The organism is Rhodobacteraceae bacterium LMO-JJ12, assembly GCA_021555075.1.
Lineage (GTDB): Bacteria > Pseudomonadota > Alphaproteobacteria > Rhodobacterales > Rhodobacteraceae > JAKGBX01.
The window spans coordinates 971,933-990,138 of the sequence record JAKGBX010000001.1; the positions used below are offsets into that span (position 1 = coordinate 971,933).

The 18,206-nt window shown below is 59.5% G+C and carries 18 protein-coding genes; 10 read left to right on the forward strand and 8 right to left on the reverse strand.

What is annotated here, in order from left to right; all coding sequences use genetic code 11:
• Window positions 1–112 precede the first annotated feature (112 nt).
• On the reverse strand, window positions 113–1,432 hold the full coding sequence (gene miaB, locus LZG00_04660; GenBank protein MCF3593285.1) for a tRNA (N6-isopentenyl adenosine(37)-C2)-methylthiotransferase MiaB: 1,320 nt from the start codon (window positions 1,430–1,432) through the stop codon (window positions 113–115).
• 158 nt (window positions 1,433–1,590) lie between these two features.
• On the opposite strand from miaB, the gene LZG00_04665 reads away from it, so the two are divergent.
• From LZG00_04665 to cmk, 4 genes are all read left to right on the forward strand, one after another.
• The gene (locus LZG00_04665) at window positions 1,591–2,460 is read left to right on the forward strand and encodes a hypothetical protein (protein ID MCF3593286.1); all 870 of its coding nucleotides are present in this window, start codon (window positions 1,591–1,593) and stop codon (window positions 2,458–2,460) included.
• Between the two features lie 176 nt (window positions 2,461–2,636).
• Window positions 2,637–3,983, forward strand: a complete 1,347-nt coding sequence (gene aroA, locus LZG00_04670; protein ID MCF3593287.1) for a 3-phosphoshikimate 1-carboxyvinyltransferase — start codon at window positions 2,637–2,639, stop codon at window positions 3,981–3,983.
• A 94-nt stretch (window positions 3,984–4,077) separates the two neighbouring features.
• A complete protein-coding gene (locus tag LZG00_04675) occupies window positions 4,078–4,572 on the forward strand; it encodes a hypothetical protein (protein ID MCF3593288.1) in 495 nt (164 codons plus the stop codon).
• A 119-nt stretch (window positions 4,573–4,691) separates the two neighbouring features.
• Window positions 4,692–5,309 (forward strand): (d)CMP kinase, encoded by a 618-nt coding sequence (cmk, locus tag LZG00_04680; GenBank protein ID MCF3593289.1) that lies wholly within the window; start codon window positions 4,692–4,694, stop codon window positions 5,307–5,309.
• A 28-nt stretch (window positions 5,310–5,337) separates the two neighbouring features.
• Here cmk and LZG00_04685 read toward each other — a convergent pair whose 3' ends face one another.
• Both LZG00_04685 and LZG00_04690 read right to left on the reverse strand, forming a co-directional pair.
• Entirely contained in the window at window positions 5,338–6,900 is a 1,563-nt protein-coding gene (locus LZG00_04685; GenBank protein MCF3593290.1) for an AMP-binding protein, read from the reverse strand.
• Between the two features lie 172 nt (window positions 6,901–7,072).
• Window positions 7,073–8,629: an AMP-binding protein gene (locus LZG00_04690; GenBank protein ID MCF3593291.1), complete on the reverse strand. Its 1,557-nt coding sequence runs from the start codon at window positions 8,627–8,629 to the stop codon at window positions 7,073–7,075.
• A gap of 535 nt (window positions 8,630–9,164) precedes the next feature.
• On the opposite strand from LZG00_04690, the gene rpsA reads away from it, so the two are divergent.
• From rpsA to trpB, 6 genes are all read left to right on the forward strand, one after another.
• A complete protein-coding gene (rpsA, locus tag LZG00_04695; GenBank protein ID MCF3593292.1) occupies window positions 9,165–10,841 on the forward strand; it encodes a 30S ribosomal protein S1 in 1,677 nt (558 codons plus the stop codon).
• A 451-nt stretch (window positions 10,842–11,292) separates the two neighbouring features.
• Window positions 11,293–11,577: an integration host factor subunit beta gene (gene ihfB / locus LZG00_04700; protein MCF3593293.1), complete on the forward strand. Its 285-nt coding sequence runs from the start codon at window positions 11,293–11,295 to the stop codon at window positions 11,575–11,577.
• A gap of 1 nt (window position 11,578) precedes the next feature.
• The gene (locus LZG00_04705; GenBank protein ID MCF3593294.1) at window positions 11,579–11,932 is read left to right on the forward strand and encodes a LapA family protein; all 354 of its coding nucleotides are present in this window, start codon (window positions 11,579–11,581) and stop codon (window positions 11,930–11,932) included.
• 109 nt (window positions 11,933–12,041) lie between these two features.
• Window positions 12,042–12,683, forward strand: a complete 642-nt coding sequence (locus LZG00_04710; GenBank protein MCF3593295.1) for a phosphoribosylanthranilate isomerase — start codon at window positions 12,042–12,044, stop codon at window positions 12,681–12,683.
• Complete coding sequence (locus tag LZG00_04715; protein ID MCF3593296.1) at window positions 12,674–13,129, forward strand: GNAT family N-acetyltransferase; 456 nt, start codon at window positions 12,674–12,676, stop codon at window positions 13,127–13,129. The genes LZG00_04710 and LZG00_04715 overlap by 10 nt, the downstream gene beginning before the upstream one ends.
• Window positions 13,130–13,146: 17 nt before the next feature.
• A complete protein-coding gene (gene trpB / locus LZG00_04720) occupies window positions 13,147–14,400 on the forward strand; it encodes a tryptophan synthase subunit beta (protein ID MCF3593297.1) in 1,254 nt (417 codons plus the stop codon).
• Window positions 14,401–14,425: 25 nt separating this feature from the next.
• On the opposite strand, the gene LZG00_04725 is transcribed toward trpB, so the two are convergent.
• The 5 genes from LZG00_04725 to pth all read right to left on the reverse strand — a co-directional run bounded on the left by LZG00_04725 (window position 14,426) and on the right by pth (window position 18,110).
• Window positions 14,426–14,992, reverse strand: a complete 567-nt coding sequence (locus LZG00_04725; protein MCF3593298.1) for a helix-turn-helix transcriptional regulator — start codon at window positions 14,990–14,992, stop codon at window positions 14,426–14,428.
• A gap of 217 nt (window positions 14,993–15,209) precedes the next feature.
• Complete coding sequence (locus LZG00_04730; protein MCF3593299.1) at window positions 15,210–15,656, reverse strand: hypothetical protein; 447 nt, start codon at window positions 15,654–15,656, stop codon at window positions 15,210–15,212.
• A gap of 85 nt (window positions 15,657–15,741) precedes the next feature.
• Window positions 15,742–16,125 (reverse strand): DUF2237 domain-containing protein, encoded by a 384-nt coding sequence (locus LZG00_04735; GenBank protein MCF3593300.1) that lies wholly within the window; start codon window positions 16,123–16,125, stop codon window positions 15,742–15,744.
• Complete coding sequence (locus LZG00_04740) at window positions 16,122–17,288, reverse strand: beta-lactamase family protein (GenBank protein ID MCF3593301.1); 1,167 nt, start codon at window positions 17,286–17,288, stop codon at window positions 16,122–16,124. The genes LZG00_04735 and LZG00_04740 overlap by 4 nt, the downstream gene beginning before the upstream one ends.
• A gap of 93 nt (window positions 17,289–17,381) precedes the next feature.
• Window positions 17,382–18,110, reverse strand: a complete 729-nt coding sequence (gene pth, locus LZG00_04745; GenBank protein ID MCF3593302.1) for an aminoacyl-tRNA hydrolase — start codon at window positions 18,108–18,110, stop codon at window positions 17,382–17,384.
• Window positions 18,111–18,206 lie beyond the last annotated feature (96 nt).

Genomic DNA, 18,206 nt, shown 5'->3' on the forward strand with positions numbered 1-18,206 from the left:
TATTGTGGCGCGCAGTGAATCAATGTCATTTTCTGGCATTTTCTGACCGGGGTTGCGCGGCTGAGGGGTTGGAATGCCTGCAAGATTCGCGAAAATTTCCGGTTTAGGAAGTCTAGACCAGCCTGCCTGACAGTGAATTCGCGCCGCTGGCAATGATTCTCACCTGTCGCAGATCCCCCGCAACGGCCGGGCAATCATCAACATGAACGGCGTGCAGGTGGTCGGATTTGCCCATCATCTGCCCTGGAAGGCGCCCCGGCTTCTCAAACAATACGCCAACCGTTTGTCCCACCATGGCATCCTGACGGGCGCGTTGTTGTTCTGCGATCAGGGCTTGCAACGCGCGAAGGCGTTCATCCGCCACTTCGGTGGGAACCAGCGCGCGTTCGGCCGCCGGCGTGCCGGGCCGGGGGGAATATTTGAACGAAAACGCCTGCCCATAGCCGACCTCGCGGATCAGCTCCATGGTGTCGTTGAAATCGGCGTCGCTCTCTTCGGGGAAGCCGACGATGAAGTCGCCCGAAATCAGGATATCTGGCCGCGCCGCGCGGATGCGCTCGATCAGCCGCAGATAGCTGTCGCGATCATGGCTGCGGTTCATCCGCTTCAAGATCCGGTCACTGCCCGATTGCACCGGCAGATGCAGATAGGGCATCAGCTTGGCACAGGTGCCGTGGGCCTCGATCAGATCATCGCTCATGTCATTGGGGTGCGAGGTGGTGAAGCGGATACGCTCCAGCCCGTCGATATCGTTCAACTCCCAGATCAAACCGGCCAGCGTTTTCTCACCGTCGCTGCCCTGTCCATGATAGGCGTTCACATTCTGCCCCAGAAGGGTGATCTCGCGCACGCCGCGTGTCACCAGATCGCGCGCCTCGGTCAGGATGCGATCAACCGGGCGGCTTGCCTCGGCGCCACGCGTATAGGGCACGACGCAGAAGGCGCAGAACTTGTCGCACCCCTCCTGAACGGTCAAGAAAGCGGTTGGGCCGCGTTTGGCCTTGGGGCGTGATTTCAACAGCTCGAACTTGTCTTCTTGCGGGAAATCGGTGTCGAGCACCTTCTCGCCACTCTGCGTTCTGGCCGCCATTTCAGGCAGGCGATGATAGGCCTGCGGCCCCACCACCAGATCGACAAGCGGTTGGCGGCGCATGATCTCTTCGCCCTCGGCCTGCGCGACACAGCCCGCCACGCCGATCTTGAGATCGGGTTTTTCGTCTTTCAGCCCTCTGAACCGACCCAGTTCGGAATAGACCTTTTCGGCGGCCTTTTCGCGGATGTGGCAGGTGTTGAGCAGGATCATGTCGGCTTCTTCGGGGCTGCTCACCTCGGTATAGCCCGCGCCGCCCATGGCCTCGGCCATGCGTTCGCTGTCATAGACATTCATCTGACAGCCATAGGTCTTGATAAAGAGCTTCTTGGGGTCGGTCATGGTTCTTTTACCTGTCGCGGAGTAGGGCGGCTGAATACTCGGTCGCGGGGTGGCTTGCAATGCGCTCCAAATTAACCGATTCTGCGGCAAAATCGTTTTACCAGAATTTCCGTTTCGCGAATGAGGCAAAACGCTTTGATGACCAGAACGAGGCATTGATGCAGTATTCCGGGCTCCACGATTTTCTGGCCAAGGGCAAAGCGGTCCTTGGCAAAGGGCCGGTGGCGCTGATCTTTGCCGAGGATGACGTCGAACTGGACACGACGCTGCGCCATCATCAGCAGTTGGGCTTTCGCGCGGTGGTGGCGTTCATGCCTGACACGATGGGATTGGCGGGCGATCTGAACAAGAGCGTGCATCGGGTGCACTATGACACGCTGCGCGAAGGCGCGGTGCAGCATGCGGTCGATGCGGTGAACGATGCGGCCGTGGGGCAGTGGCTCTATTACTGTTATAACGCCGAATACCTGTTCTATCCGTTTTGCGAGACCCGGCTGGTGGGCGAAATGCTGGCTTTTCACACCGAAGAGCGGCGTGATGCGATGCTGACCTATGTCGTTGATCTCTATGCCGACGATCTTGACCAGTATCCCGATGCGGTCTCGCTTGATCGCGCATTCATGGACAAATCGGGCTATTACGCGCTCGCCCGCGCTGATGAGACAAGAGACGGTCACCCGAGGGAGCGGCAACTCGATTTCTTTGGCGGATTGCGCTGGCGCTATGAGGAGCATGTGCCCGCACCACGGCGCAAGATCGACCGGATTGCGCTGTTTCGGGCAGCGCCGGGGCTGAAGCTGCGCGACGATCACAGGTTCTCGGACGAGGAATACAACACCTACGCCTGCCCGTGGCACAATAACCTCACGGCGGCGATTGTCTCATTCCGCACCGCCAAGGCGCTCAAGCGCAACCCCGGCTCAACCTTCGACATCGACACGTTTCACTGGCACAACTCCGTGCCGTTTGAATGGCATTCGCGTCAGTTGCTCGATCTCGGCCTGATGGAACCCGGGCAATGGTTCTGATTCGCGCCTGATCAGATTGTCCGCGTGCTGGCTTCATCTTGCCGGAAGTATCCCGGGGGTTTGGGGGCTGGCCCCCAATTTGGGCGCTGGCCGCCGAAAGATCAGCACTTTGCCTGATGGACGGTTGCCGGGGCCTGCGGTATCAGGCGGGAAGCAAAACCAGGAAAGACGCCGATATGTCCGCACATGAAATCCCGATCCCGATGGCCTCCCATCCCTGCGCCGCGCTGAGCGGTGTGGCCGAGGTGCCGGGCGACAAATCGATCTCGCATCGGGCCCTTATTCTGGGCGCGCTTTGTGTTGGTGAGACGGTAATCACCGGGTTGCTTGAGGGCGAGGATGTGCTGGCCACGGCCCAAGCGATGCGCGCCTTCGGGGCCGAGGTGGTGCGCGACGCCGACGGCACGTGGCGTGTGCAGGGTGTCGGTGTGGGCGGATTTGCCGAGCCGGACAACGTGGTGGATTGCGGCAATTCCGGCACCGGCGTGCGGCTCATAATCGGTGCGATGGCGACCTCGCCCATCACGGCGACTTTTACCGGCGATGCCAGCCTGAATTCCCGGCCCATGGCGCGGGTGACCGATCCGCTGGCGCTCTTTGGGGCGCGGGCTGTCGGACGCAGCAACGGTCGCTTGCCGATGACCATCGTTGGCGCACGCGCGCCCGTGCCAACACGCTACATTGTGCCGATGCCGTCGGCGCAGGTGAAATCGGCGGTGCTTCTGGCGGGTCTCAATGCGCCCGGCCAGACCGTGGTGATCGAGAAAGAAGCAACCCGCGATCATACCGAGCGGATGCTGATCGGGTTTGGCGCCGAGATATCGCTCGACAAGACCGATGAGGGCCATGTCATCACCCTGACAGGGCAGCCGGAACTCAAACCGCAGGTCATCGCCGTGCCGCGCGATCCCTCTTCGGCGGCTTTTCCTGTCTGCGCCGCTCTGATCGTGCCCGGCTCTGATGTATTGGTGCCCGGAATCGGGCTGAACCCGACACGCGCTGGCCTGTTTGATACGCTGCGCGAGATGGGCGCGGATCTGAGCTATGAGAACCCGCGCGAGGAGGGGGGCGAGCCGGTGGCCGACCTGCATGCACGGTTCTCGCCCGACATGAAAGGTATCGAAGTGCCACCCGAACGCGCCGCGTCGATGATTGATGAATACCCTATTCTCTCGGTGGTTGCGGCCAATGCGTCGGGTGAAACGGTGATGCGCGGCGTCAAGGAACTGCGCGTGAAAGAGAGTGACCGGATCGATGCGATGGCCAAGGGCCTGCGCGCCAATGGGGTAGAGGTAGATGAGGGCGAAGATTGGTGGGTCGTCAAGGGTTGCGGTGCCGGGCAGGTGTCAGGTGGTGCCACGGTCGAGACCTTCCTCGATCATCGTATCGCGATGTCTTTCCTGTGTCTCGGCATGGCGGCGCAAGCGCCGGTTGCGCTTGACGATGGGGGGCCAGTGGCCACCTCTTTCCCGATTTTCGAGCCGTTGATGGCCGGGTTGGGCGCCGATATCAGGCGTGGCTGAGCACCGCTTGCCGACCAAAGCGGCATTCGACCGCATAACGGGGTTTGACAGATCGCACTCGTTCGCTGAATGCTGACAGCAGAGGAGACGAGGTATGCGTTTGATTTTTATCGCCCTTCTGGTCGTAACCGCCGCGCTCTATCTGACGATAGTGCTGTGGTCGCTGCCACATATCACGCTTGAGGCGGATGGATTGAAACCGTTTGATATGCGCCCCTTCGGCTATTCCGTCGAAGCCGCAGAAGAGTTCAACAACGCGCTCTCCGAGGAAGGTCGGGTGTTCTATCTCGACACCCAGCATTGGCTCGATACGTTCTTTCCCGCACTTCTGGCCGCGTCGCTGATCTGGTCCGCGCTGATCTTGTGGGAGGGGGTGTTGCGTTGGGCGATGGTGGCGCTGGCGCTTGTCTCAGCAGTGGCGGATTATCTGGAAAACGCCACTGTCGCGCGCTTTCTGGTGGGGTTCGATCCCGCGCTTGCAGTCGAGGCCAATCGCTGGACATTGATTAAATCGGCCTCGGTTAGCGTGGTGTCGGTGGCGATTTTGCTGGCGCTCGCTCAAAGGCTCTGGCGGCGATACCGCCGCTAGCCCAAAGCTTTTCTTCCTGTGCGCGGCTTGTTAAAGCGTTTCGACGTATTGTTGAGCCACGAGAACAGGTTGAGCACGCTTAGGGGCTGAGGTCCGCAATCAAGGCAGGAAGCGCAGGGATGGGTTTTACAGTTGCAATCGATGGGCCGGCGGCATCGGGCAAAGGCACCCTGTCCAAGGCGGTGGCGGCGCATTTTGGGTTCGGCCATCTTGATACCGGGCTCTTGTATCGTGCCGTTGCAGCCAAGGTTCTGACAGGGGTTGAGCCGGTAACGGCGGCCGAAGGCTTGCGCGCCGAAGATATTGCGGGCGATGACCTGCGCACTGCGGCTGTGGCGCAAGAGGCCAGCCGGGTGGCTGTGATCCCCGAGGTGCGCGCGGCGCTGGTTGATTTTCAACGCGCCTTCGCGACGCGGGCCGGGGGGGCGGTGCTTGACGGGCGCGATATCGGCACGGTGATCTGCCCCGAGGCGCAGGTGAAGCTTTTTGTCACCGCCAACGCCGAGGTGCGCGCCCGGCGACGCTTTCTCGAAATGCAGGCCAAGGGCGCAGACCTGACGCTGGCGCAGGTTCTGGCCGATGTGAAGGAGCGCGATGCGCGCGACAGCGAGCGCAGCACAGCGCCCCTGAAGCCTGCCGAGGATGCGGTTGTGATCGACACCTCCGAGATGAGCGTGGAGCAAGCAGTGGCAAGCGCCATTGCGTTGATCAAAGCCAGACTGCAAGACGCCGGATGAAAAACTGCCGGTTGGACGGGTGCAGAGGTTAACTTGCCGCCACCATTTCGCGCAGCACCCGACGCAGGATCTTGCCCGAGGCCGCCTTGGGGATTTCATCGACCACCCGGATCGCGCGCACCTGTTTATAGTGTGACAACTCGCCCTCGATATGGGCTTGCAGCATTTCGAGTGTTGGCATGTCCGCCCCCGGCGCGGGGACAACAAATGCCAGAGGGATTTCGCCCGCCTCGTCGTCGGGCACGCCGATCACACCGATATCGGTGATCCCAGGATGGGTGATCAACGCGGCTTCCAATTCGGCCGGTGCCACCTGGAAGCCCTTGTATTTGATCAGCTCTTTCAAGCGGTCCGTGACATACATGTGGCCATCCGCATCAAACCGCACGATATCGCCGGTGTGCAGCCAGCCCTCAGCGTCGAGCGTCTCGGCGGTCGCCTCTGGGTTCTTCCAATAGCCTTTCATCACCTGGGGGCCGCGCACCCAAAGCTCACCCTCGCCACCCGGCGCCGCGTCTTGTCCGCTCACCGGGTCGACCACGCGGCATTGCGTATTGGCCACCGTCTTGCCCGAGGATCCGGCGCGCGCCTCGCTCTTGGGCGAGGAATGGCTGACCGGGGAAAGCTCGGTCATGCCATAACCCTGCGTGGTGACGCAGTTCAGCCGCGCCGCCACCTGATCGGTCACATCGCCACCCAAAGGAGCCGCCCCGGAATTGATCTGCTCCAGCGCGCTCAGATCGTATTGATCGACCAACGGATGCTTGGCCAGCGCGATCATCACCGGCGGCACAACATACATCCGCCGCGCCTTGTGGCGTGATGACAAATCGAGAAACATTTCCAGATCAAAGCGCGGCATGGTGACAAGCGCGCCCCCCGCCGCGAGTGCAATATTCATCAGGCATTCCAGCCCATAGATGTGAAAGAACGGCAGAAAGGCGACGGTGGTTTCGCCCGGATGAAACTCGGCCGAGGCCAGCGTTTGGTCGACGTTGGAGCTGAGATTCCAATGGGTCAGCATCACACCTTTGGGCAGTCCGGTGGTGCCCGAGGAATAGGGCAGCGCGACAACGTGGTTGCGGATATCCACCGGCGTTTGTTCTTCCTGCGGTGTTCCCATCAGATCGGCCAGCGGGGTTGCGCTCTCGGCCTCGCCGATAACCACGATCTCGCTCACATCGGTGCCTTCGGCGGCGGCGCGCGCCGTGTCGAGGAACTGTGGGATAGTGACCAGCATTGTTGCGCCCGAATCCTCCAACTGGTGCTGTACTTCATGGGCGGTATAGGTCGGATTGATCAGGGTCATGCTACCACCGGCCCAGGCCACACCATGAAACACCACGCAATATTCCGGCAGGTTCGGTGCCATCAAGGCGACCATGGCGCCCTTGCCCGTGCCGCGCGCATTAAGCCCCCCGGCCAGCGACTTGATCGCCAGCTTGAAGCTTTCAGCCGTCATTTCGCGCCCGGTTGGGCCATCCGTCAGGATCACCCGCGCCGGATCGTCGCCCAGCCCTTCGAAAATGCGGTTGGTGATTGATATCTCGCGGAGCGCCACGTCCGGATAGGCGCTTGTGATCAGGTTCATTACAGAAGTCCTCCCTCGCTCTTGACGCTAGGGGAGGCGGGCGCGTCTTGCCAAGAAGAACGCACCGTCATTTCGCCCGTTCGCGCACTGCTGAACGCACCTGCGTGCTACGCGAATTGGGGAAGGCGTCTTCAAACGCCTTCCCCCCGGCCGTTTTCTGCGCGATCTTCGCTCAGGTGTTGGCGCGATCCCGCAGGAACCGGCGCAGAATTTTGCCGCTGGCCGATTTCGGGATCTCGTCGATCACCTCCAGCACGCGCACCTGTTTGTAATGCGCCAGCCGCGTTTCAAGATAGGCTTGCACGCTTTCCAGCGTCGGTGTTTCTGCACCCGGCGCGGCAACCACGAAAGCCTTGGGCAATTCGCCCGCCGTGCTGTCGGGAATTCCGATCACGGCGGCATCTGCAATCGCTGGATGGGTCAAAAGCTCTGCCTCAAGCTCGGCGGGTGCCACCTGGAAGCCCTTGTATTTGATCAATTCTTTCAGCCGGTCGGTAATGTAGAGATAGCCATCAGCATCGAAATGTCCGATATCGCCGGTGCGCAGCCAGCCGCCCTCGGCTATGGTCTCGGCGGTGGCCTTGTCATTGTTGAGATAGCCTTTCATCACCTGCGGCCCGCGCACCCAAAGCTCGCCATCCTCGCCCAGCGGCAAATCTTTCAGCGTCTCGGCGTCAACGATCCGGCTTTCGGTGTTGGATATGTTGACACCCGAGGCGCCGGGTTTGCCCTTGCCAAACGGCGAGACATGGCTAACCGGCGAAAGCTCGGTCATGCCATACCCTTGGGTCGCCAGACAATTCAGCCGTTTGCCCATCGCCTCGGCCACATCCGCGCCCAGCGGTGCGGCGGCGGAATTGATCAACTCGACGCAGGAGAGGTCATACTGATCGACCAACGGATGCTTGGCCAGCGCCAGTGCAACAGGTGGCACGATCCAGAGTCGCGGTGTTTTGTATTCGCTGATCAGCTTGAGATACATCTCGAGATCAAAGCGCGGCATGGTGACAAGCCCACCCCCCGCTGCCAGGTAGATGTTCATCAAGACTTCCAGCCCGTAGATATGGAAGAACGGCAGGAAGGCGACGGTCAGTTCCTTGTCGCCCACATCTGCCGGCACCAGAGACTGATCGACATTCACCACCAGGTTCTGATGGGTCAGCATCACCCCTTTGGGCAAGCCGGTTGTGCCCGAGGAATAGGGCAGAACGACTACGTGCTCTTTGATATCCACCGGCACCTGGTTTTCGATCGGTGCCCCCATGCAGGCCGAAAGCGGCACCATCCCTTCGGGGGCATCGCCAATGATGATGATTTCCTTGACGCCGGTGCCCTTGATCGCCTCGCGTGCGACGTCGGCAAACATCGCGATGGTGACCAGAACATCGGCCCCAGCGTCTTTGAGCTGATGGTTGACCTCATGCGCGGTATAGGTCGGATTGATCGTTGTAACCGTGCCCCCGGCCCAGGCAGAGGCATGAAACACGATGCAATACTCCGGTATGTTGGGCGCCATCAGGCCTAGAACCTTGCCTGCACCATAGCCCCGCGCGGTTAGCCCTCCGGCCAAGGCTTTGACCCCGCCGATGAACTGCGCCCCGGTCACTTCGCGCCCGGTTGGCCCGTCAATCAGGATAACCATCTCGGGGTCGACGCCTTCGAACACCCGTTCGGTGATTGATTTATCGCTTAGCGCCACATCCGGAAAAGTGGATTTGTATATCGTCATATGAAGTCCTCCCGGACCCGACAATATCCTGCACTTGTCGGATTCCAAGCCATTTGCGCATCAACATTGGATATCCATTGCGGATCGCCGCAATTGTTGCAGTTGATCGCAACGCATAAGGTCGCTAACCGGCTGTGCCGGGCGCCTGTTTTTCCGGGGAAAATGGGCATTTTCGACGCAAGGTTTCGGGCGAGGAAAGACGTTCTTTCGCATTCTGCCTGATGGTGCGTGCAGACGACTTTGAAAACCTGTCAAATACGATCTTCCGACACATCAGGCAATCCTTGACGCGGTTCATCGCTTAGAGGCCTGAGATTCTCATGTCAGCCCTTGCGTGCAAAGTGCTAACCGCCTATAGAACGCGCGTCGACAAAGGCGAAAACGCCAGATGAGCAGCATTACGGGGCAGGGTCGGGACCATCCGGCCCTCTTTGTTTTGCGGCGCATTTTGTGTTCGTTTGACCAATGAAACCCCAAGACCGGCGGAGACAACCGCACGGCCCGATAAAATGTTTGAAAAGGAACTGAACGCCACATGGCAAATACGATGGAAGAGTTTGAAGCACTCCTTAATGAAAGCTTCGAGATGGACACGCCCGAAGAGGGCTCTGTTGTCAAAGGCAAGGTGATCGCGATTGAAGCGGGCCAAGCCATTATCGACGTCGGCTACAAGATGGAAGGCCGCGTCGAGCTTAAAGAATTCGCAAATCCCGGAGAACCTGCTGAAATCGCCGTTGGCGATGAAGTTGAAGTGTTCCTGCGTTCGGCAGAAAACTCGCGTGGCGAAGCTGTTATCTCGCGTGAGATGGCACGCCGCGAAGAAGCCTGGGACCGTCTGGAAAAAGCATACGCTGGCGATGCTCGCGTCGAAGGCGCGATCTTTGGCCGCGTCAAAGGTGGCTTCACTGTCGATCTCGGCGGTGCGGTAGCGTTCCTGCCCGGCTCGCAAGTTGACGTGCGCCCCGTGCGTGACGCTGGCCCGCTGATGGGTCTGAAACAGCCGTTCCAGATTTTGAAAATGGACCGTCGCCGGGGCAACATCGTTGTGTCGCGTCGCGCAATCCTCGAAGAAAGCCGCGCCGAACAGCGCGCCGAAGTCATTGGCAACCTGCACGAAGGTCAGGCTGTGGATGGTGTGGTCAAGAACATCACCGAATACGGTGCGTTTGTTGATCTGGGCGGTGTTGATGGTCTTCTGCACGTCACCGATATGGCATGGCGCCGGGTCAACCACCCGTCCGAGATCCTGTCGATTGGCGAAACCGTCAAGGTGCAGGTCATCAAGATCAACAAGGAAACCCACCGCATCAGCCTGGGCATGAAACAGCTTCAGGAAGATCCGTGGGATCTGGTTGGTGCCAAGTATCAGCTTAGCTCGGTCCACACTGGTCGTGTCACCAACATCACCGATTACGGCGCATTTGTTGAGCTGGAGCCCGGTGTCGAAGGTCTTGTTCACGTCTCTGAAATGTCGTGGACCAAGAAAAACGTGCATCCCGGCAAGATCGTATCGACCAGTCAGGAAGTCGAAGTCATGGTGCTGGAAATCGACAGCGCCAAGCGTCGCGTTTCCCTTGGTCTGAAACAGACCATGCGCAACCCGTGGGAAGTCTTTGCCGAGACCCATCCCGAGGGAACCGAGGTCGAAGGCGAAGTCAAGAACATCACCGAATTCGGTCTGTTCATTGGCCTCGAAGGCGATATCGACGGCATGGTGCACCTCTCCGACCTCAGCTGGGACGAGCGTGGCGAAGATGCAATTCAGAACTACCACAAGAACGATGTGGTTCAGGCGGTCGTGTCGGAAGTCGACGTTGAGAAAGAGCGTATCTCGCTCTCGATCAAGGCGCTGGGCGGCGACAAGTTTGCCGAAGCCGTGGGCGGCGTGAAACGTGGCTCGATCATCACCGTGACTGTGACCGCGATCGAAGATGGTGGCATCGAGTGCGAATATGAAGGCATGAAATCCTTCATCCGTCGCTCGGATCTCAGCCGTGACCGTGCCGAACAGCGCCCCGAGCGCTTCTCGGTCGGTGACAAGGTTGATGTGCGCGTCACCAACGTGGACAGCAAAACGCGCCGTCTTGGTCTGTCGATCAAGGCCCGCGAAATTGCCGAAGAAAAAGAAGCCGTGCAGCAGTATGGCAGCTCGGATTCGGGTGCATCGCTGGGCGACATCCTTGGCGCCGCTCTGAAGTCCGACGACGACTGAGCACGCCTCTGGTGAATCAGCTCAGGCCCCGCCGCAGGAATGCGGCGGGGCCTTTGCGTTTTCGGGTGCTATGTCGGCAAAGCCCCGCCCCGCAGATGGTGCGGTCCCGCTCATGCCTCGGCCAAGAGATGCGCGCACAAGCTGCATGAACCACGGGTATCAGGAGCGGCAAGCGTGATGCTCAAACGGGCCTGCCAATGGGCTGCGCGCGGGTGCGGGTGCGATTCCTTTTGACGAATCAATGTTTTCGCTGCGATGCAGTAAAATTTCCGAAAGCGACATTTCTACTGCCGATTGTAACGTCACCCGATGAAAAACCTATCAAATCGGAGGGCGGCGACGCAATTCGGCGTCTCTCACGTCGTCTTTGATGTTTCTCGCTCGGTGAATTTTTCCTATAGTCGAAACAGAAAAATAATGCGGAAACCGAAACATGGGGGAGAATGATTCGATGATCCGATCGGAATTGATCCAGAAGATTGCAGATGAAAACCCGCATCTTTACCAGCGTGACGTCGAGAGGATCGTGAATACTATCTTCGAAGAGATTACCGGCGCCATGGCTCAGGGGGACCGGGTTGAACTGCGCGGTTTCGGGGCGTTCTCTGTCAAGAAGCGCGACGCGCGCGTGGGGCGTAATCCGCGCACCGGGCAATCGGTGCAGGTCGAAGAAAAGCATGTTCCGTTCTTCAAGACCGGAAAACTGCTTCGCGATCGGCTGAACGGGAAAGACTGAAATGCACTATATTCGCTATGGCTTCCTCGGCGCGCTCGCCGTGGTTCTGATTTCCGTTGCGACGGCCAATCGGCAGCCGGTGGAATTGCGGCTTCTGCCCGATGATCTGGCTGCCCCTCTGGGGTTGGCCTGGTCGATCGAATTGCCGCTCTTCCTGGTGATTTTTGCGGCAATCATTGCCGGGTTGTTCATCGGATTTGTCTGGGAATGGCTGCGCGAGCACAAGCACCGCGCCGAAGTTTCGCGCAAGCAGGGCGAAGTGCAACAGTTGAAGCGTGAAGTCAGCCGCCTGAAAGGGTCGGGCAAATCCGCGGCCGAAGATGAGGTTCTCGCACTTCTCGACAAAGCCAGCTGAACCAGTCTGACGGGCGCGCCTGTGACACGCGCAGCGTTAATCGCGTATTTGAGCCTTGAATTAACAGGCGGCGGTTTCAAATCCGCCGCCGTTCACGTATCTGGACACCATGAACAACCGGGTAAAAATCTGCGGGCTGAGCGAACCTGCGCATGTCGAGGCCGCAGCCAGGGCAGGCGCGGCCTATTGCGGATTTGTGTTCTTTGCCAAATCGCCCCGCAACGTCAGCCTGGAACAGGCGTATGAACTGGCGTTGGTGGTGCCGGATGGCGTGGCCAAGGTGGCGCTGACGGTTAATGCCGACAACGCCGCGCTGGACGAGATTGTCGCCCATGTGCCGCTCGACATGCTGCAACTCCACGGAAGCGAAAGTGCGGCGCGCGTGGTCGAGGTCCGATCACGTTATGGACTGCCGGTGATGAAGGCGGTGGGCGTTGCGGACACAGATGATCTGGCCGCGCTCGACACCTATGGCCAGGTGGCGGATCAACTGTTGGTCGATGCCAAGCCGCCGAAAGGCGCGGCGTTGCCCGGTGGCAACGGGCTTAGCTTTGATTGGCGCCTGATCGCCGGGCGGCGCTGGTCGTGCCCGTGGATGTTGGCCGGGGGGCTGACGCCTGCGAATGTCGCCGAGGCGATACGCCTTACCGGGGCGCGGCAGGTGGATGTGTCCTCTGGTGTCGAAAGCGCGCCAGGGCGCAAGGATTCGGCACTTATCGAAGCCTTTATTGCCGCGGCCACATGCGCCTGACATTCCGCGAAGCCCGGCGCGAGGAAGTGCCCGCCGTTGTCGAATTGTTGGCCGATGACATGCTGGGCGCCGCGCGCGAACGCGAAACCCTTGCCACCTATTACGCCGCTTTTGACGCCATGCAGGCCGAGGCAGGCAACCGGGTGATCGTGGGCCTTGATGAGACGACCGGCGAAATCGTCGCGACCTATCAGCTGACCTTTATCTCGGGTCTCAGCCTGGCTGCCGCGCGCCGCGCCCAGGTGGAATCGGTGCGTGTGGCGTCGGGTTTGCGTGGGCAGGGCGCCGGGCGGCAGATGTTTGACGATGTCGAGACGCGTGCGCGCGCCGCCGGGTGCCGGTTGATCCAACTGACCATGAACGCTACGCGCAAGGACAGCAAACGCTTCTATGAAAGCCTCGGCTTTACCGCCTCGCATATAGGCTTTAAACGCAATCTGGACTGACAGGCGGAGAACACCCAATGGCCGACGATCTATTCAATTCCTTCATGAATGGCCCCGATGAAAAGGGCCGGTTCGGCAAGTTCGGCGGGCGGTTCGTATCCGAGACGCTGATGCCGCTGATCCTTGATCTGCAAGCGGAATACGACAAGGCCAAGGATGACCCAACATTCTGGGCTGAGATGGATTATCTGTGGAAACACTATGTCGGTCGCCCCAGCCCGCTTTATCATGCCGAACGCCTCAGCGAACATCTCGGCGGTGCCAAGATCTATCTCAAGCGGGATGAGCTGAACCACACCGGCGCGCACAAGATCAACAATGTGTTGGGCCAGATCATTCTCGCGCGCCGCATGGGCAAGACCCGCATCATCGCCGAAACCGGCGCCGGACAGCATGGGGTCGCCACCGCGACGGTCTGTGCCAAGTTCGGACTGAAATGCGTGGTCTATATGGGCAAGCACGATGTCGAGCGTCAGGCGCCCAACGTGTTTCGCATGCGCCTTCTGGGCGCCGAGGTGATCCCGGTCACCTCGGGGCGTGGCACGCTGAAAGACGCGATGAACGACGCGCTGCGTGATTGGGTTACCAACGTGCGCGACACGTTCTATTGCATCGGCACAGTCGCAGGCCCGCATCCATACCCTGCCATGGTGCGCGATTTTCAGAGCATCATCGGCAAGGAAGTGCGCTGGCAACTGCCTGAGCAGGAGGGCGAGGGGCGTCTGCCCGACACGGTGATTGCGGCCATCGGCGGCGGATCAAACGCAATGGGGCTGTTCTTTCCCTTCCTCGATGATCCGTCTGTGCGCATCATCGGGGTTGAGGCCGGCGGCAAGGGCGTGGACGATAACATGCAGCATTGCGCCTCGCTTACCGGCGGGCGCCCCGGCGTTCTGCATGGCAACCGCACCTATCTCTTGCAGGACGATGACGGTCAGATTCTCGAAGGATTCTCGATCTCTGCCGGGCTCGATTATCCCGGAATCGGCCCCGAGCATTCCTGGCTGCACGAGACCGGGCGCGCCGAATATGTCAGCATTACTGATAAGGAGGCGCTGGAGGCGTTTCAGCTTTCCTGCTCAACCGAGGGCATCATCCCGGCGCTTGAGCCGAGCCATGCATTGGCCCATGTGATGAAAATCGCGCCCGATCTTCCGCGCGACCATATCATCGTGATGAACATGTGCGGGCGCGGCGACAAGGATGTTCAGACCGTCGCCAAGCATCTCGGCTTTGACATGTCCGACACCGAGGGCCGCGCGGTCGACTGACCCGATCAGACGGGCCGTTCGACGCTCAGCAAAAGCCCGCGCGCGCGGATGGCGCGCTCGCCAGTTTTGCAGGCTGGACTTCGCGCAGCGTGTGCTTGGGCAGTTCGTCTTGAATGAGATCGTCGATGAACACGCTCAGAAGCTGTGGCCGTCCGCTCACCCCGGCCTTGCGATAGATCGCATTGGTTTGCGCCTTGATCGTGCCCGACGAGGTGCCGCGCAGCTCGGCGATTTCGTTGACGGTCAGCCCTTTGAGCGAGAAAAGCGCGACATCACGTTCCGCCGGGGTCAAACGCCACTGATCAAAATGTTCGGCCATCACTTCCATGAATGCATTCGAGGCGGCCTTGAGCTTGCGTTCAGTCTCGTGTGCCCTGATCATGCTGCTGCGCAACGCGCTCCACCCCAAGGTCGTACCCAGCACCAGCCCGATTGCGACGCCGACGCGGATCAGTATGCCGATACCATCGTTTCGCCAATCGGGAACCCCACCGAAAATCTCGTAGATGCTCCCGACCACAAAAAGCGCAACACATGCGGCTTGGATGATGAAAACGATACGAAGATGGGTTGCGTTCAACTTGTTGATCACACCGCTGCTCCAGAATTGCAAAACTGGGGCAACAGGCCAACAAGCATGCGCCCTCAAGGGAGGCATACTTATGTCGTTGAGGGGCGTTTGGCTAGATCGGAAGTCTTTGACGGGGAGTCACAGTTTGGTTATCGTATTGAATTATTTGGCCCGCCCGGCAAAACGCAGGGCGGGCAAGGCGCCGGAGAAACTGACCCGGCGCAAGGGCGTGCAAAGCTTAGCGGCCTTGGTTTACGCTTCTTGCTTGTGCTTGGTCGGCCACGAAGAGCGTTACTGCAACGTCTTTTACCTGGCCACGCTCGGAGTATTGGATCGAGTCTTTTTGCGCGTTGACGTTTTCATGGTTCAAATCCGCGATGGCGGCTGAAACATCGGTTTGGGCATTGATGAAGCCAAGCTCATCGACATAGCCGCCTTCGGCGAATGCTGCGGAACCAGCGAAGAGAGCTGCGATAGTGGCGGTAGCTGTGAGAACGTTTTTCATTGTGTGTGCCTTTCTTGGCGTATCCAGTTTCGTGTGCCGCAATCTCTTTCGACCGCGGCTTGTGGAGTGGAAGAAAGGCATTTTTTCGAGGATCTCTATAAGCAGATCGTTTAAATCCACCCGGACAAACGAATGGCGAAAACCGATAAACCAAAGGTCTATTCCGCGCGTTTCGCGCATAAACCAAAAGCCTATGGCATTGTCTGTCGGGAAAACTACAGCGGCGTTTATACCTGACCCCGTCTCAGGTTTAAGTAGAACCGCTTTAGCGGCGCTGAAACCGATGCGCTTCCAGCACCGCCATCGGCACCACCTCAAGAGCGCGCCCGTGAGTCGCTTCGAGGTAGACCTTGGGCCCACAGCCCTCATCCGCCGCCTGCATGAAGCGCGCGGCACACAAGCACCAGCGGTCGCCCGGTTTCAGCCCGGCAAAGTCGAATTCGGGGCGCGGTGTGCTTAGATCATTGCCAACGTATTTTGAAAACGCAAGAAATTCCGCCGTCATCACCGCGCAAACCGTGTGGCTGCCCATATCCGCATCACAAGTGTTGCAATGACCATCGCGGAAATATCCGGTCAACGGGTTGAGCGAGCAGGGCACCAGCGCCCCGCCCAACACGTTTATTGCCTTGTCCGGTTCCGCCTTCATTCCAACCCCTCCGCCAGAGCGCGAAACATCGCGATGTTGCTGTCATTGGCGCCGGGCTCGCGAAATCCCTTGTCGGCGCCATTCGCCGCGATCACCACGCCGCGCGTGCGATCAAAATAGATGTATTGCCCATAAATTCCACGCGCAAAAAACTCCCCGTCCGGCGCATCCGGCGCCATCCACCATTGATAGCCATATTGCTGTGCATCTGGTTCCGTCTTGGCCGAGGGCACGGTGGAATCGCGCAGCCATTGGGTGGGCACCACCTGCTGCCCTTGCCATTCCCCGTCTTGCATCACCATCTGGCCAAACCGTGCATAATCGCGCGTCCGCAGGTTCAGCCCGCCCAGCACGAACGCGGTCTCGTAGCCATCCGAGATATATTTGGAATCGGCTTCAAACCCCATCTTGTCGAAAATCTTTTCCTGCATCAGATCAGGGATCGAGCGCCCGGTTGCGCCCCGTATCACCATGCCGATTACATGCGTGTCGATCGAGACATATTGCCATTTTTCGCCCGGTGCGGCGTAGGTCTCGCTCAGCCCCTCGGTAAACCCGTCCATGGATTGTCCAAGCGCAATCACCCGGCCCATCTTGTTGATGTCGCTCCAGAAATCGAGATAGTCCTCGTTGAAGGTCACGCCGCTCGACATTTGCAGCACATTCTTGATGCTGGCCCCGTCATAGGCACTGCCCTCCAGGCTGGGGGCATATTTTGTCACCGGATCGTCAACCGAGGCAATCGCGCCTTCCTCCAGAACGATCCCGAAAAGCGCCGAAAGAAATGATTTCGCCACCGACCAGGAAATTCTCAGATCTTCGGGCGAGGTACCGAGATAATAGCTTTCGTGGCGGATCTCGCCATCCTTCAACACGACCAGAGCAGTGACCGAACGCTCTTGCACCCAATCGTCAAACCCGACAGGCAGCGTCATGTCTTCACCCTTGGGCAGCGGGCTTTCGGGCCCCGGCCCCTTGCTCATCGGCAGGGTCAGAAACATTTCGTCCATATGGCTGAAATTGCGGGTGATCTTGTCTTTCGCAAAGAGCGAGTTCACCGCCATGACCCGCGTGATCTCTTCACGCTTCCAAACCCCAAGGGCAACGCCCACAACAATAAGAAGCAGCAAGAGCCGCCCCAGAAACTTGCCGAATTTACGCATGGTTTTCCCCGTTTTGACCCAAGGACCAGTCAATCACGGGCAAGGCAGGGTTGGCAACTGCGGCTTTACGCCCGTCTGCGCGCGTCGGGTCGCCTAGCGGAACCGGTCGGCGAGCTTTTGCAGGGCCGAGCGATTGTCGGGCGCGGTCTGCTCGCCTGCGCCTTTCGCCTGATCGCCTTGCGATGACTTGTCGGGCAATGCTGCTTCCGGTGTTTTCGCCTCGGGTTTCGCTTTGGTCCCAGCGGACGGGCGCGGCGGGTTCACCTGCAAGGCCACGGCATTCATGAACCGCCCGGAGTCACCCTTTGCCAGATCGGGCGCGCCCTTTGAGACGCCGCGCAACACATCGTCAAGCCAGCCTTGCTCGGCCTTGGCGAAATCATGCAACACATAGGCCGAAACCCGATCCTTGTGGCCGGGATGGCCAATGCCCATCCGCACACGTGCATATTCCGGGCCGATATGGCCATGCAATGAGCGCAACCCGTTATGCCCGGCATGGCCGCCGCCCTGTTTCATGCGAACCTTGCCGGGGGCAAGGTCAAGCTCGTCATGAAACACCACGACATCGGCGGGGGTCAGTTTGTAAAACCGCAACGCTTCGCCGACCGATTGGCCAGACAGGTTCATGAAAGTTTCGGGCTTGAGCAGTATCACCTTTTCATGACCCAGCCGCCCCTCGGCGATCTGGCCCTGAAACTTCGACCGCCACGGGCCAAAGTCGTGATCCGCGGCAATCCGATCGACCGCCATGAAACCGATATTGTGACGGTTTGCAGCGTATTTCGCACCGGGATTACCAAGGCCGACAAAGAGTTGCATGAGAGCGCCCGCATTTGCAATTGTTGCGTCTGATCTAGCCCTTTGCACCGCTGAGTTCAATCAAACGGCACATCAGCAACGAAAAACGCAGCGCCG

What these genes read in the sequence shown, in the direction of transcription:
- miaB (MCF3593285.1), bottom strand. Translation starts at nt 1,432, where the DNA reads ATGACCGACCCCAAGAAGCTCTTTATCAAGACCTATGGCTGTCAGATG.
- LZG00_04665 (MCF3593286.1), top strand. Translation starts at nt 1,591, where the DNA reads ATGCAGTATTCCGGGCTCCACGATTTTCTGGCCAAGGGCAAAGCGGTC.
- aroA (MCF3593287.1), top strand. Translation starts at nt 2,637, where the DNA reads ATGTCCGCACATGAAATCCCGATCCCGATGGCCTCCCATCCCTGCGCC.
- LZG00_04675 (MCF3593288.1), top strand. Translation starts at nt 4,078, where the DNA reads ATGCGTTTGATTTTTATCGCCCTTCTGGTCGTAACCGCCGCGCTCTAT.
- cmk (MCF3593289.1), top strand. Translation starts at nt 4,692, where the DNA reads ATGGGTTTTACAGTTGCAATCGATGGGCCGGCGGCATCGGGCAAAGGC.
- LZG00_04685 (MCF3593290.1), bottom strand. Translation starts at nt 6,900, where the DNA reads ATGAACCTGATCACAAGCGCCTATCCGGACGTGGCGCTCCGCGAGATA.
- LZG00_04690 (MCF3593291.1), bottom strand. Translation starts at nt 8,629, where the DNA reads ATGACGATATACAAATCCACTTTTCCGGATGTGGCGCTAAGCGATAAA.
- rpsA (MCF3593292.1), top strand. Translation starts at nt 9,165, where the DNA reads ATGGCAAATACGATGGAAGAGTTTGAAGCACTCCTTAATGAAAGCTTC.
- ihfB (MCF3593293.1), top strand. Translation starts at nt 11,293, where the DNA reads ATGATCCGATCGGAATTGATCCAGAAGATTGCAGATGAAAACCCGCAT.
- LZG00_04705 (MCF3593294.1), top strand. Translation starts at nt 11,579, where the DNA reads ATGCACTATATTCGCTATGGCTTCCTCGGCGCGCTCGCCGTGGTTCTG.
- LZG00_04710 (MCF3593295.1), top strand. Translation starts at nt 12,042, where the DNA reads ATGAACAACCGGGTAAAAATCTGCGGGCTGAGCGAACCTGCGCATGTC.
- LZG00_04715 (MCF3593296.1), top strand. Translation starts at nt 12,674, where the DNA reads ATGCGCCTGACATTCCGCGAAGCCCGGCGCGAGGAAGTGCCCGCCGTT.
- trpB (MCF3593297.1), top strand. Translation starts at nt 13,147, where the DNA reads ATGGCCGACGATCTATTCAATTCCTTCATGAATGGCCCCGATGAAAAG.
- LZG00_04730 (MCF3593299.1), bottom strand. Translation starts at nt 15,656, where the DNA reads ATGCGCGAAACGCGCGGAATAGACCTTTGGTTTATCGGTTTTCGCCAT.
- LZG00_04735 (MCF3593300.1), bottom strand. Translation starts at nt 16,125, where the DNA reads ATGAAGGCGGAACCGGACAAGGCAATAAACGTGTTGGGCGGGGCGCTG.
- LZG00_04740 (MCF3593301.1), bottom strand. Translation starts at nt 17,288, where the DNA reads ATGCGTAAATTCGGCAAGTTTCTGGGGCGGCTCTTGCTGCTTCTTATT.
- pth (MCF3593302.1), bottom strand. Translation starts at nt 18,110, where the DNA reads ATGCAACTCTTTGTCGGCCTTGGTAATCCCGGTGCGAAATACGCTGCA.